The organism is Amycolatopsis sp. NPDC052450 (genome assembly GCF_044547565.1).
GTDB lineage: Bacteria > Actinomycetota > Actinomycetes > Mycobacteriales > Pseudonocardiaceae > Amycolatopsis.
Window position 1 is genome coordinate 1 of the sequence record NZ_JBIUAQ010000017.1, and the last position, 13,661, is coordinate 13,661.

General features: G+C 68.1%; 14 protein-coding genes. 1 reads left to right on the forward strand and 13 read right to left on the reverse strand.

Translation table 11 applies throughout. The features are described 5' to 3' along the window. Positions 1-123 precede the first annotated feature (123 nt). From ACIHAO_RS25705 to ACIHAO_RS25765, 13 genes are all read right to left on the reverse strand, one after another. Positions 124-618 (reverse strand): hypothetical protein, encoded by a 495-nt coding sequence (locus ACIHAO_RS25705; protein WP_396561876.1) that lies wholly within the window; start codon positions 616-618, stop codon positions 124-126. Further along, the gene (locus ACIHAO_RS25710) at positions 615-1,103 is read right to left on the reverse strand and encodes a hypothetical protein (protein ID WP_396561878.1); all 489 of its coding nucleotides are present in this window, start codon (positions 1,101-1,103) and stop codon (positions 615-617) included. Before ACIHAO_RS25710 ends, ACIHAO_RS25705 begins: the two co-directional genes overlap by 4 nt. Beyond that, entirely contained in the window at positions 1,103-2,338 is a 1,236-nt protein-coding gene (locus ACIHAO_RS25715) for an MCE family protein (RefSeq protein ID WP_396561880.1), read from the reverse strand. Before ACIHAO_RS25715 ends, ACIHAO_RS25710 begins: the two co-directional genes overlap by 1 nt. Further along, a complete protein-coding gene (locus tag ACIHAO_RS25720) occupies positions 2,335-3,540 on the reverse strand; it encodes an MCE family protein (protein ID WP_396561882.1) in 1,206 nt (401 codons plus the stop codon). Before ACIHAO_RS25720 ends, ACIHAO_RS25715 begins: the two co-directional genes overlap by 4 nt. Next, a complete protein-coding gene (locus ACIHAO_RS25725; RefSeq protein ID WP_396561884.1) occupies positions 3,537-4,718 on the reverse strand; it encodes an MCE family protein in 1,182 nt (393 codons plus the stop codon). The genes ACIHAO_RS25720 and ACIHAO_RS25725 overlap by 4 nt, the downstream gene beginning before the upstream one ends. Then, positions 4,715-5,746, reverse strand: coding sequence for an MCE family protein (locus tag ACIHAO_RS25730; RefSeq protein WP_396561886.1), 1,032 nt, complete (start codon positions 5,744-5,746; stop codon positions 4,715-4,717). Before ACIHAO_RS25730 ends, ACIHAO_RS25725 begins: the two co-directional genes overlap by 4 nt. Next, positions 5,743-6,780, reverse strand: coding sequence for an MCE family protein (locus ACIHAO_RS25735; RefSeq protein ID WP_396561888.1), 1,038 nt, complete (start codon positions 6,778-6,780; stop codon positions 5,743-5,745). The genes ACIHAO_RS25730 and ACIHAO_RS25735 overlap by 4 nt, the downstream gene beginning before the upstream one ends. Positions 6,781-7,243: 463 nt before the next feature. Then, positions 7,244-8,560, reverse strand: coding sequence for an MCE family protein (locus ACIHAO_RS25740; protein ID WP_396561890.1), 1,317 nt, complete (start codon positions 8,558-8,560; stop codon positions 7,244-7,246). Then, positions 8,557-9,405: an ABC transporter permease gene (locus ACIHAO_RS25745; protein WP_125785417.1), complete on the reverse strand. Its 849-nt coding sequence runs from the start codon at positions 9,403-9,405 to the stop codon at positions 8,557-8,559. The genes ACIHAO_RS25740 and ACIHAO_RS25745 overlap by 4 nt, the downstream gene beginning before the upstream one ends. Before the next feature lies 1 nt (position 9,406). Further along, on the reverse strand, positions 9,407-10,192 hold the full coding sequence (locus tag ACIHAO_RS25750; protein WP_091597335.1) for an ABC transporter permease: 786 nt from the start codon (positions 10,190-10,192) through the stop codon (positions 9,407-9,409). A gap of 91 nt (positions 10,193-10,283) precedes the next feature. Beyond that, positions 10,284-11,045 (reverse strand): glucose 1-dehydrogenase, encoded by a 762-nt coding sequence (locus ACIHAO_RS25755; protein WP_034322618.1) that lies wholly within the window; start codon positions 11,043-11,045, stop codon positions 10,284-10,286. A gap of 25 nt (positions 11,046-11,070) precedes the next feature. Next, on the reverse strand, positions 11,071-11,955 hold the full coding sequence (locus ACIHAO_RS25760) for a 3-oxoacyl-ACP reductase (RefSeq protein ID WP_396561893.1): 885 nt from the start codon (positions 11,953-11,955) through the stop codon (positions 11,071-11,073). An 85-nt stretch (positions 11,956-12,040) separates the two neighbouring features. After that, complete coding sequence (locus ACIHAO_RS25765; RefSeq protein ID WP_396561895.1) at positions 12,041-12,232, reverse strand: ferredoxin; 192 nt, start codon at positions 12,230-12,232, stop codon at positions 12,041-12,043. Between the two features lie 103 nt (positions 12,233-12,335). Between ACIHAO_RS25765 and ACIHAO_RS25770 the strand changes: the two genes are divergently transcribed. Further along, the gene (locus ACIHAO_RS25770) at positions 12,336-13,517 is read left to right on the forward strand and encodes an acyl-CoA dehydrogenase family protein (RefSeq protein ID WP_396561897.1); all 1,182 of its coding nucleotides are present in this window, start codon (positions 12,336-12,338) and stop codon (positions 13,515-13,517) included. Positions 13,518-13,661 lie beyond the last annotated feature (144 nt).

The following is a 13,661-nucleotide window of genomic DNA, read 5'->3' on the forward strand; positions in this document are numbered from 1 at the left end:
CCGCGCCCCGCCGCCCCCCCCCCCCCCCACACAAACCACCCCCCCCCCCCCCCCCCACCCCTCCCCGGGGGGGGGGGTGGCCGCCCCCCCCCCCCCCCGCAACCAGGTGACGAATTGCGGCCGTCACAGCGGGGTGAGCTGTGAGATCTTCCACCGGCCGTCGATCCGGACAGTGGTGACCGAAAGCTGGGAAACCGACGATTGCGGAGCGGCTCCACCGGGAGTGAGCGTCTGCTGGTCGAGGAACAACAACACTTCGGCCTGGTCTCCGCGCAGGGACCGGACACCGAGCGATCGGACCGTCGTGGTGCGCACGAGCTTCTGCTCTTCGGCCCGTTTCCGCGCCGAAGCGAACTGATCCCGGTACTGCCCGGTCGCCTCGCCGGTGAGCACGTCGGCCGCGGCCCGTTCGGTCCGCGCGAGGTTGCTGTAGTCGTAGGAGAAGACCGCCTTGACCCCGGCGCCGACCTGATCCGCGACCTCGGCCGTGGCGGCCCGGTCGACCAGCGCCGCGTTGCCGTCCGAGCCCAGCGAGGACGCCTGGAGGCCGAACCACACCGCGCAGCCGGTGGCCAGCACGATGAGCGCGATCAGGAGCCGCGGGGTGCGCCCGGTCACGAGCCCGCCGCCTGTACCGCGCTGACCTTCCAGCCGTCCTCGACGCGCTGGTAGTCCACGGTCAGCCTGCTCACCTTGGGCGCGGCCGATCCGCCGCCGGTGCTGACCCGCACGTCCAGCACGGCCATCAGCCGCGCCGTCCCGGCGACGGCGTCGAGTTCGGTGACCGCGGCCTGTTTGAGCTTGGCCGTGGCGACGGTCTTGCTCGTGGTCGCCCGGTCGATCTGGACCTTCCGATCGCCGGTGAGATCCTTGCCGAGGCGTCCGGTGGTGACCCCGAGCCAGCGGTCGACGTCCTGGGCGCCGCTGCGGTAGTCGATCGTGTTGAGCACTTCGAGCTGGCCGGACGCGGCGGCCAGCACGGCTTCGCGTTCCCGGCCGCGGGCAAGGCCGTCGTCCCGGGCGGAGCTCCACCACGACCAGCCGAACCAGGCGGCCGCGAAGACCGCCAGCGCGGCGAAAACGGTAAGGGCACGGGTGAGCACTACTTGCCGCCCAGCAGCGCGCCGAGTCCGCCCGGCGCGGATCCGGTGAGCAGGCTCAGCACGCCCGGCAGCTGAGCGGATTCCGCCGCCTGCGGGGTCTGCTTCGGCCGCTCAGGGACCGCGGGCGGCTTCCCGGCGTACGGGGCGTTCTGTGAACCACGCACGCCCGTGGGACTTCCCGGCGGCTCGGCGCAGTAGGCCTGCGTGTTCACCGGCGCCTCGGTGGTGTCGTTGGCGGGGCGTTGTTTCGTGCCCTCGTAGCCCTTGGTGCACGAGGCCGGGTCGAAGAAGTTGAACACGACGCCGAGGTGACCGGTGCCGTCCGGCGACGTCGAGCGCGAGAAGGCCGAGATGATCGGGTACGCGACGAGGAGTTCCTCGATCGCGTCGGTGCGGGCGGAGGTGATCTGGGCGGTGGTGAGCGTGTTCGCGAACAGCACCCCGAGGTCGGTCCCGGAGACCGCGAGCACGTCGCTGATCTGGCGGCTCAGCTTGGGTGCTTCGTCGATCACCCGCCGCAGATCCGGGTCGGACGTCTTCAGCTGCGCCGCGATCGTCTTGAGCCCGCTGGAGAACTGGGTGATGTTGTCCGCCTGCCGCCGCTGGGTGTCCAGCACCGTCCGCGAGTTGGCGAGCAGGCCTTGGGTGTCGGGCAGGTACTGGGTAGCCGTCGCGGTGAGGGAACCGGTGCTGTTCAGCAGCTGCCGCAGATCCGGACCGGCGTTGGCGAACGCCTCGTAGGTCTCGTCGACGACGGTCTTCAACGATTCCGGCTTCACACTCGACACCAGTTTGTCCAAATTGGACAGCACGGTGTCCGGCGCGAGCGGGATCGACGTCTTGTCCCGTTCGATGACCGACCCCTCGGCCAGGTAAGGCCCGTTTTCGTGCATGGGCAGCAGATCGACGTACTGCTCCCCCACGGCCGATCGGTTCGCCACCGCGGCCTTGGTGTCCGCGGGGATCTTCGGCGCTCCCTCGTCGATGTCGAGGCCGAGGTCGATGCCGTGCTCGGTGAGCGTCATCGACGCGACCTTGCCGACCGCGACCCCGCGATAGGAGACCTCGGCGTTGACGAAGATCCCGCCGGAGTCCGCGAGCTGGGCGGTGACGAGGTAACCGCGAGTGCCGAAGAGCCGGTCCAGGCCGGCGTACTTGCCGCCCGCGTAGACGACCGAGACCACCGCGATGACGACGAACACCGCCATCTTGATCTTGGTCTTGCGCGTGATCACCGGCCACCTCCCAGCAGCGGTCCGAGGATCCCGCCGAGCACGCCGCCCAGCACGTCCCCTTGGGGCGTCTGGGGAGCCTGGGGGAGATCGCCGGCGGGCAGCGGCAGCACCGGTGGGGCGGCACCGTTGTTGAACGGGATCGCGCCGGGGGTGCCGGTCCCCTGGGTGCCAGGGAGCTGGATGATCGGCTGCGACGAGTTGTTCATGTTCTCCAGGAACGTGTCCAAATTCAGATCGATCTTCGCCTCGACGTTCGCGTAGTCGCCCTTGATCACGTTGCCCGCGTAGTCCGGGAACGGGTAGGTGAGCAGGATCCGCAGCGCCGTCGGCAGGTCCTGGCCCGCCTCGGTCAGTTTCTTCAGCGTCGGCTGCAACGCGCGCAGGTTCGCCACCAGCGTGTCCTTGCTCGCCTTGATCGTTTCGGTCGCCACCCCGGACAGCGTGTTCAGCGACTGCAGCATGCCGACGAGCTGATCCCGTTGCTCGGTCACGACCTTGAGTCCCGGCGAAAGATTGTCGAGCGCGTTCGTGAGGTTCTGTGTCTGGCCGACGAGGGTCTTGGACAGCTTGTCGAGACCGTCGATGGCACGCAGGATCTCGCCCTTGTGCCCGTCGAGTTCGGTGGCCAGCTTGTCCACTTGGGACAGCAGCGAGCGCACCTCGGCCTCGTTGCCGGTGAGCGCCTCGTTGAGTTCGTGGCTGATCTTCTGGATCTGCTCGACCCCGCCGCCGTTGAGCAGTAGGGAAAGCGCGCCGAGGACCTCTTCGACCTCGGGGTTGCGGTTCGTGCGGTCGAGCGGGATCTTCGCGCCCTCGGCGAGGGCTCCTTCGGGCTTTTCGGGGGCGTGCAGGTCGACGAACTTCTCCCCCAGCAGACTCGACTGCCGCAGCTCGGCACGAGCGTTCGCGGGCAGCGCGATGTCGCCGTTGACGACCATGCTCACCCACGCCGACCGCGTGTCCGGCGCGAGGTCGATCTTCTCGACCCGCCCGACCGGGACATCGTTGACCTTCACACTCGCCTGCGGCACCAGGTCGAGGACGTCGGAGAACTGCGCGGAGAGCCGGTACGGATGGTCGCCGAGATCCGCGCCACCCGGCAAGGGAGTGTTGTACAGCCCGGAGAAACCGCCGTCACTGCAACCGGCCAGCACCAGGACACCCGCCATCACGCCCGCGATCCGCTGCCGTTGCCGCCTCATTTCGGGAGCCCCTTGGTCATGACGTCGACGAGCGGGAGCGGCAGCGGTGGCAGCTCGCCGCTCTGCAGTGAGGCCAGCACCTGCGGCACCGACGGGAGTTTCAGCGTGCCGTCGAGGACGGGCGCGAGCTGTTTGCAGATGTTGCCCAGCGCGTCCGGGATCGGCTTCGGCGTGCTCGCGCTGATCAGGCGGCACACGGTCAGGATCGGCGGATGCGTCAGCTCGTTCAGGTTGTCCCGCACCGCGATCGTGCCGGACGCCGCGTCGTAGGAGTTGATGAAGTTGGTCGCCCCGGTCGGCGCGATGTCGATCACCTCGGCGAGCGAGGCCCGCTGGTCCACGAGCACCTTCGTCAGGCCCGCCAGCTTGTCCACATTGGACGAAAGGAGGTCCTTGTTCTCCGCGACGAACTTCTCGACGTCGCCCATCGCCGTCGCCAGTGAGTTCAGCGCGGCACCCACGTCGGCGGAATCCGCGGCCAGGAAGCCGCTGACGTCCGCGGCGCGGCGGTAGAACTCGTTGAGCTGCTTGTCGCTTTCGGCGAGCGCACCGGTGAAGGAGTTCAGGTTCTGCACCGTGGTGAACAAATCGCCTTTGGAGCTGTCCAGGGTCTTGGCCAGTTCGGACAGCCTCGTCACCGTGGTGTTGAGGTTCTTCCCGTTGCCGTCGAGGTTCGCGGCCGCGGTGTCGAGCACGTCGGACAGCGCGCCGTTCTTGTTGGCGCCGTTGGGCCCCAGACTGGTCGAGAGCTTGTCGAGACTCGTGTAGAGGTCGTCGAGTTCGGCCGGCGTCGCCGTCTTCTCCTTGGCGATCACCGTGTCCGGCGCCATTTCGGGGCCGCTCTCGTAGGCCGGGGTCAGCTGGACGTACCGGTCGCTGACCAGGCTCGGCGCGACGACGACGGCGCCCGCGTCGGCCGGGATCGGGGTGTCACCGTCGATCCGCATGTCGACCCGGACCGCCTCGCCCTGCGGCGTGACACCGGTGATCTCCCCGACCTTCACTCCGAGCACCCGGACCGACGAACCCGCGTAAAGCCCGACCGTCTTCCCGAAGTAGGCGCTGATCCGCGTCCCGCCGGGTTCCTTGAACACCAGCCACAGTCCCGCGGTCAGGAGCAGCACGAGGACGCAGGCGAACGCGACCCGGTGGTAAAGCGGGCGGTGCCGAGCGCTCATCGTCCGCCCACCCCCTGGTTCGGCGCCGCGATCGGCGGCGTGCAGCCCTCCGGGTTGACCTGGAACGCGCCCGCGATGATCGTCGGCGGCAGCAGCCCGCACAGGTAGCCCTCGAACCAGCGCCCGTTGCCGGTCGCGTTGGCGCCGACGCGGGCGAACGGCGCCATCAGCGCGAGGCTGCGGCTGAGGTTGTCCTGGTTGCGTTGCAGGAGGTCGGTGACCTTGCCGAGTTTCTCGAGGGTCGGCTTCAGCTGTTGCCGGTTGTCGGCGACGAGACCGGACAGCTGCGCGGAGACCTGTTGCGTGCCCTTGAGCAAGGTACTGATCGCGTCCTTCCGGTTCTGCAGTTCGGCGAGCAGGAGGTTGCCGTCGTCGAGGATCCGTTTCAGCTGGACGTTGCGGTCGGACAGCGTCTTGGACACCTTGCTCGTGTTGGCCAGCAACGTCTTCAGGTCACCGTCGCGTGAGGACACCGTCTTGGACAAGGAAGACAGGCCGCTCAGCGCGTCCTTGAGATACTGCGGGCTGTCCTTGAGCGCGTCGGAAAGGACGGTGAAACTCGACGCCAGCTGCGCCGTGTCGATCTCGCCGACGGTGCCCGACAGCTCCTGGAACGCGTCCTGCAGTTCGAACGGCGTCCGTGTGCGGTCGAGCCCGATGGTGGCGTTCGGATCCTGGTTCGCCTTGCCCTTCGGGGTCAGCGCGAGGAACTTCTCCCCCAGCAGCGTCTTGATCTCGATCGACGCGGCGGTCGCGTCGCCGACCCTGACGCCGGAGACCCGGAACTTCACCAGCACCTTCTTGCCCGCCAGCTCCACGGAACTGACCTGCCCGACCTTGACCCCGGCGACCTGGACCTCGTTGTCCGGCGCCAGCCCCGCCGACTCGCCGAAGTACGCGGAGTACGTCGTCCCGCTGCCGAACAACGGGATCCGGTCGGAGAAGTACGTCGTCGCCGTGACCAGCACGATCAGGATCAGCGTCACGCCGCCGACCAGGGCCTGGTTGCGTTCCTTGAGCGGCTTCACGGCCCGCACCTCTCCGGTCGCTGCGTGCCGGGCAGCGGCGTGATCGGCAGTTCGATGTTGAGCGATTTGATGCCGATGCTGCCGGAGATCCCGCACAGGTAGTAGTTGAACCAGCTGCCGTAACTCAGCGTCCTGGTGAACTTCTGCAGGTTGCCCGGCAGCACCTGCAGGAGATGGTCGAGCAGCTGTTCCGAGTCGCCGAGGTTCTGCGACAGCGCGCCGAGCTGCGCGACGTCTTCCTTGAGCGCCGGCCGCGCGTCGGCGAGCAGGCCGGTGGTGGCGACGGTGAGGTCGCCCAGCGCCTTGACCGCCTCCCCGATCGGCTGCCGCTGCTCCGCCAGCCCGGTGACGAGCCGCTGGGTCTGGTCGATCAGCTCGCCCAGCTCCGGCGACCGTTTCTCGACCGTGCCGAGCACGGAGTTGAGGTTCACGATGACGTCACCGATGATCTTGTCCTTGCCCGCGATGGCCGACGTCACCGACGCGGTGTGCGCGAGCAGGCTGGTGATCGTGCCGCCCTCGCCTTGGAAGACCTGGATGATCTCGTAGGACAGTTTGTTGACGTCCTCGGGGTTCAGCGCGCGGAAGAGCGGTTTGAACCCGTTGAACAGCACGGTCAGGTTCAACGCCGGTTTGGTGCGCTCGGGCGGGATGACCCCGCCGCGCGGCAACGACTTCTCGTCGCCGATGTCCGTGCCGAGCGAGAGATACCGCTGCCCGACCAGGTTGCGGTACTTGATCGTCGCGGTCACCGACGCCGGCAGCCGATGCGAGGTCTGGACGTCGAAATGGACCTGGGCGAAACTGCGATCGCCCTCCTCGACCTCGATCCTGGCGACCTGCCCGACCTTGACGCCGACGATGCGGACGTCGTCGCCCTCCTTGAGGCCGGACGCGTCGGTGAACTTGGCCGTGTAACCGGAGGTCTCGCCGAAGTTGGTGTTCGCGATGGTGGCGCCGAGGATCGCGGTGAGCAGCACCGTCACCACCGCGAAGATGAGGATCTTGACCAGATCCGGGACGAAGGACCTCATCGGGCCGCCCTCCAGCCTCGCGAGTGGCCGGGACGGTCCTTACCACTCACGCGCCCCAAGACCGACCGATCGCCGCCGGCCGTCGGGGGCCGAGGTTGCGAAAGCCACTTTCGCAACGTTGAGGGTTGCGAAAGTGGCTTTCGCAACGTCAGGTGGGCGAAGGCCTCCATGACCGCATCAGATGCGATGAAAGCTCCCTTCGCCGCGTCGGATGCGGTGAAGGGCCCCTTCAGCCCGGCCTCACGCCCCGCCGCGGCCACCACAAGTGTGTCGCGAAAGCCACTTTCGGGACACGTGACGTCCCGAAAGTGGCTTTCGCGACATGCGCGAAGCGCGGAGGAGGCGCTCTGCGAGGCCGAACGTCGCCCACGCCCGAAGCGGCGGTCCGTGAAGTCCTCCTTCCCTACGCTCAGGGTAGGGAAGGAGGCCTTCACGGCCCCGGAACCCGAGTTCGGCACGGTCCTCATCGCAATTCCACCTCCGCCCCGCGGTACAGCGGCCCCACCAGCAGGCTGCCCCAGTTCGGCACCTGGTCCGGTGTCGTGCCCATGGCGGGCGACACGAGCAGGTCGATCAGCCGCTGTTCGTCCGGTGTGTTCACCACCGAGCCACCCGCGCTGCCGCCGGCGGGCAGGGTGCCGTCGGGATCCCGCGGTGGCGCGGGTTTCGAGGATCCGTCGTCGATGGCGCCATCCGGCGGGTACTGCGGCCAGCGTCCCGGGGGCGGCACCTCCGGGTAACACCGCGGGCCGCGTTTGTCGTTGTACTTCGGCTCGTCGACACCGGGCAGGTACTTGCCCCGGCTCGGCGTGAACTCGATCGTCACCCGGCTGACCTCGGGATGCGCGGTGCCCTTGCCGAACGCGAGTTCCGCGCGCGGCACCGATCCGGCGAGCTGTTTGAGCAGGCACGGGTACTCCGGCGCGTACTTCGCGAGGACGTCCAAAGTGGGCTGCAGGTTGGTGGTGAGCCGGATCAGGTTGTCCTGGTTCACTTTCAGGAAGCTCGTCAAGTCGATCGAAGCCGCGGTCACCGTCGAGTAGACGTCGGCGAGACCGCGCTGGCTCTCCACCAGGGTCTTGCTCGTGGTGGTCAGATCCGACAGCGCTGCCAGCAGATCCGGCGCGGCCTTGTCGTAGATCGCGGCCGCGTCGGCCAGTCCGGTGATGTCGGCCTTGAGATCGGGCAGCGACGGGTTCACCTTCCCGAGGTAGCCGGAAAGCCCGGCCAGCGTCGCGCCGAGCTGTTTGCCCTGACCATCCAAAGCGGACGCGACGGCGTTGAGCGTGCTGGCCATCTTCTCCGGCTGTACGGCCTGCAGCAGCGGCATCACGTTGCCCAGCACGGTTTCCAGCTCGATCGCGCTGCTGCTGCGGTCCTGCGGGATGACGTCGCCCTCGGCGATGTGCCGCTCCGGCTTCTCCGGTACCTGCAAAGCGACATACCGCTCGCCGAACAGTGTCTTCGGCAGCAGGCGCGCGGACACGTTCGACGGGATGACCGAGGTCTTGTCCGGTTGCAGCGCCAGTTCCATCGTCGCGCGATCACCGTGCGCCCGGATCGTCCGTACCTCGCCGACGACCATCCCGCGTACCTTGACGTCCGCGCCCTCGCGCATCTGGTTGCCGATGCGGTCGGTCTCCAGGTTCACCAGGGTCACCGTGGTGAAGGCCTTCTGGTAGAAGGCGATGGTGGTGACGAAGAACAGCACGACCACCACGAGGAAGATCAGCCCCAGCACCTGGTGCCGGAGCCGCTGCAGCAGAATCCTCCTGTTCACCCGGAAATCCTCACCGTCGTCGTGGCGCCCCAGATCGCGAGGCTGAGGAAGAAGTCGAGTACCGAGATCAGCACGATCGACGTCCGCACCGCGCGCCCGACCGCGACGCCGACCCCGGCGGGCCCACCGCTGGCGGTGTAGCCGTAGTAGCAATGGGACAGGATGACAAGCACGCTGAAGATGATCACCTTGAGGAACGACCAGAGCACGTCCTCGGGCGGCAGGAACAGCGTGAAGTAGTGGTCGTAGGTGCCCGCGGACTGGCCGTAGAGCCAGATGGTGATCTGCCGCGAGGCGAGATAGGACGAAAGCAGGCCGACGGCGTAGAGCGGGATGACCGCGGTGACGCCGGCGATCACCCGCGTCGTCACCAGGTACGGCAGGCTCGGCACGCCCATCACTTCGAGCGCGTCGATCTCCTCGGAGATCTTCATCGCGCCCAGTTGCGCGGTGAACCCGCAGCCGACGGTGGCCGAAAGCGCGAGCCCGGCCGAGAGCGGCGCGACCTCGCGGGTGTTGAAGTAGGCCGAGATGAACCCGGTCAGCGCGGCGGTGCCGAGCTGGTTCAGCGCCGAGTAGCCCTGCATGCCGACGATGAGACCGGTGAACAGCGTCATCCCGATCATCACGCCGAGCGTCCCGCCGATCACCGCGAGCGCGCCGGTGCCGAAGCTGACTTCGGTCAGCAGGCGGAAGATCTCGCGGCCGTAGCGCCGGATCGTGCGCGGGGTCCATGCCAGCGCACGGAAGTAGAACGACAGCTGACCGCCGAAGCCTTCCAGCATCGCGCCGGGACGCGCGATGATCTCGAGCGTCCGATCCGAAACAGCGGGTTCGCCTGCCATGTCACATCGCCTTCGGCGGCACGATCCGCAGGTAGATCGCGGTCAGCACGACGTTGATCAGGAACAGCAGCAGGAACGTGATGACCACGGCCTGGTTCACCGCGTCGCCGACGCCCTTCGGCCCGCCCGCCGGGTTCAGCCCGCGGAACGCCGCGACCACACCGGCGACGAAACCGTAGAGCAGCGCTTTGATCTCGCTGATCCACAGATCCGGCACCTGGGCGAGCGCGTTGAAGCTGGCGAGGTACGCGCCAGGGGTGCCGCCCTGCATGACGACGTTGAAGAAGTAGCCGCCGAGCACCCCGACGACGCTGACCAAACCGTTCAGCAGTACCGAAACCACGATGGCCGCGAGGACGCGGGGGACGATCAGGCGCTGGATCGGGTTGACCCCGAGGACCTCCATGGCGTCGATCTCTTCGCGGATCTTCCGGGCGCCGATGTCCGCGCAGACCGCGCTGCCGCCCGCGCCCGCCACGAGCAGCGCGGTGATCAGCGGGCTCGCCTGCTGCACGATCGCGAGCGCGCTCGCCGCGCCGGTGAACGACTGCGCGCCGATCTGCTGCGTCAGCGAGCCCAGCTGCAAGGCGATGACGGCACCGAACGGGATCGCGACCAACGCCGTCGGCAGGATGGTGACACTGGCGAAGAACCAGCACTGCTGGATCCACTCGCGGAACTGGAACGGGCGTTTGAAGATCGCGCGCAGGACTTCCCACGACAAGGTCGCGAGCCTGCCGACCTGGATGAGCGCACCCGTACCCGGGACGGACACCGATGCGTTCACAGAACCTCCCAGTAGCCTGCCCCGAGTCTTACTCCACCTGTCAACGCCCCATTGCGTTAGCGGTGTTCACTTTGCTCTCGGCACCTCCACGCTAGAACTTGAGTGCGTGCGTCGCGGTCGCACCGCCATCGGCGACGAATTCCGCGCCCGTGCTGTACGAACTTTCGTCACTGGCCAGGAACAACACGAGTTTCGCGATGTCCTCCGGCTGCCCGACACGGCCGAGGGCGACTTTCTTGCCCACCCACGACATGTCGACTTTCTGCCCGCCCGCGGCGGCGGCGACCATCGGGGTGTCGATCGCGCCGGGGTGGACCGAATTGACCCGGATGTTCTTCGCGCCTAGTTCGAGCGCCGCGACCTTGGTCATCCCGCGGATCGCGAACTTGCTCGCGGTGTAGGCGACGAGGAACGGCATCCCGGCGAGGCCTTCCACTGAGGACACGTTGACGATGGAGCCGCCTCCGGCCCCGGTCATCGGTTCAACGACCGAACGCATCCCGAGAAACGCCCCGATCTGGTTGACCCGGATGACGCGTTCGTAGTCGGCGAGCGTGGTCTTGCCCAGTTCCGAGAAGTGCAGGATGCCCGCGTTGTTGACCAGTACCGTCGGCGGGCCGAACTCCGAGACGGTGCGCTCGATCGCGGCGTCCCATTCCGCCTCGTCGCCGACGTCGAGATGCTGGTAGACGGCGGACTCGCCCAGATCCGCGGCGAGTTTCTTGCCGTCGAGGTCGTTGATGTCGGCGATCACCACGCGCGCGCCCTCGGCGACGAACAGCCGCGCGGCCGCCTCGCCCTGCCCGCGGGCGCCACCGGTGATCAGCGCTACCTTGCCGTCGAGCCTGCCCATCGTCATCCACACCTGTTCCTGTTGTTCACGGCAGCGACATGATCTCGGACGCGGAGAACATCCGCTCCGGGTCGCGGTCGGCGAAGTAGCCGCCCACGCTGGTGGCGAGTTCGCCGGCGGTCCAGGTGCCGTTGACGGTGTCGAACCGCTGTTCCACCGACGGCGGCCGCATCAGCGCGACCATCCCGCCGTAGACGAGGAACACTTGGCCGTTGACGCGATCGGCCTCGGGCGAGCAGAGGAAGGACACGAACGGCGCGACATGGTCGACCGAAAGCGGGTCGATCCCCTCCGGCGCGTCGGCTCCGAAGACCGCTTCGGTCATCGCCGTACGGGCGCGCGGGCAGATCGCGTTGGCGCGGACGCCGTAGCGGGAAAGGCCGCGCGCGGTGGAGACGGTCAGCGCGGCGATGCCCGCCTTCGCCGCGCCGTAGTTCGGCTGGCCGGGGGCGCCGAGCAGGAACGACTCCGACGCGGTGTTGACCACCCGGCCGTACACCGGCGCTCCGTCTACTTTGGACTTGTCGCGCCAGTACGCCCCGGCGTTGCGGGAAAGCAGGAAATGCCCGCGAAGGTGGACCCGGAGCACCGTGTCCCATTCCTCGTCGGACATCGAGAACAGCATCCGGTCGCGCAGCACGCCCGCGTTGTTGACCACGACGTGCAGACCGCCGAAGTGGTCGACGGCGGCGGTGAGCAGCGCGTCCGCGGTCGAGGACTCCGACACGTCGCCGGTGACCGCGACGGCCTTGCCGCCTTCGGCCTCGATCTCGTCGGCCACCGCCTGCGCCGCGGCCGACACGTCGTTGACCACCACCGACGCCCCCGCGGCGGCCAGCGCCAGCGCCTCGGCCCGGCCGAGTCCCGCGCCGGCCCCGGTCACGATGGCCGTCCTGCCGTCCAAACTCACTCCGGGCCTCCCGCCTTTCAACGCACAGCCTCTCCGCACACACTAGAATCTGTTCTTGCTGTGCGCAAGCGTCAAATAAACGGTGCTAACCGCGTATGAGCAGGGCGTTTTTCGGACAGCTCGCGACAGCTTGAGTAACACGTTCTACTTGGTTCTGCGGAACTTCGGCCGACGCGAGGACCAGCTCCTCTTCGTCGTCGAGATCGAAGACCTCCGGCGCGAAGCCGACACAGATCGCGTTCGCCTCGCAGAGCGAGCGATCGACGTCGATCTCCATATTCCCTCCTCGCCGTCACACCTGGTACAACTAGAACAGGTTCTACCCTACCGCCGCGAGCGGCCATGGCACCAGTAACGAGCACCGACGGCAGAGGTGACGGATGCGGATCGACTACACGCCGGAGCAGCGCGCACTGGCCGGGGAACTACGGGAGTACTTCGCCGGGCTGATGACCCCCGAACGCCGTGAAGCCCTGGCCGGTGACGGCGGCGAGTACGGCGACGCCGTGGTGTACAAGGAAATCGTCCGGGACCTCGGCAGTTCGGGCTGGCTCGCGATCGGCTGGCCCCGCGAGTACGGCGGGCAGGACCGGCCGATGCTGGACCAGCTCGTCTTCACCGACGAGGCGGCCGCCGCGGGGGTGCCCGTCCCGTTCCTCACGGTGAACACCGTCGGGCCGACCATCATGCGTTACGGCACCGAAGAACAGAAGGCGTTCTACCTGCCGAAGATCGCCGCCGGCGAGCTGCACTTCGCGATCGGCTACTCCGAACCGGGCGCCGGGACCGACCTGGCGGCCCTGCGCACCCGCGCGATCCGCGACGGCGACGACTACGTCATCAACGGCCAGAAGATGTGGACGAGCCTGATCGAGTACGCCGACTACATCTGGCTGGCCGCCCGCACCGACCCCGAGGCCCACCGGCACAAGGGCCTGAGCATGCTGATCGTGCCGACGTCGGCGCCGGGCTTCTCCTGGACGAAGGTGCACACGGTCGCCGGGCCGGGCACGAGCGCGACCTACTACGACGACGTACGCGTGCCGGTGACGTCCCGGGTCGCCGGGGAGAACGAGGGCTGGCCGCTCATCACGAACCAGCTCAACCACGAACGGGTCGCGCTGACCTCGGCCGCGCCGATCCAGACGTCGCTGCGCGAGGTGCGGACCTGGGCGCAGACCACGAAACTGCCCGACGGCTCCCGCGTCATCGACCAGCCGTGGGTGCGGCTGCATCTGGCGCGCGTCCACACCCACGCCGAGTACCTGAAACTGCGGAACTGGCGGATCGCCTGGGCGGCCGCGACCGGCGACCTCGGCCCGGCGGAGGCGTCGGCGACCAAGGTGTTCGGCACGGAGTTCGCGACCGAGGCGTACCGGCTGATGATGGAGATCCTCGGCGCGGGCGCCGTCGTCCGCGACGGCTCCCCCGGCGCCCTGCTGCGCGGCCGGATCGAGCGGCTGCACCGGTCTTCGCTGATCCTCACCTTCGGCGGCGGCGCCAACGAGGTCCAGCGGGACATGATCGCCGCGACCGCCCTCGGCCTGCCCGTCACGCGCTAGTGGTTGCGATCGGAAGGTGGGCGGGGGTATTCGGCGGATCCGGATTTCCGCTGGGCGCGCGGCCGGTAGACGCGCGTACCGGTGTCGTACTCGTGTCTTCCGGCCGTGCGTCCAGCGGAAATCTGGGCCGTCGAGACCCTCTGC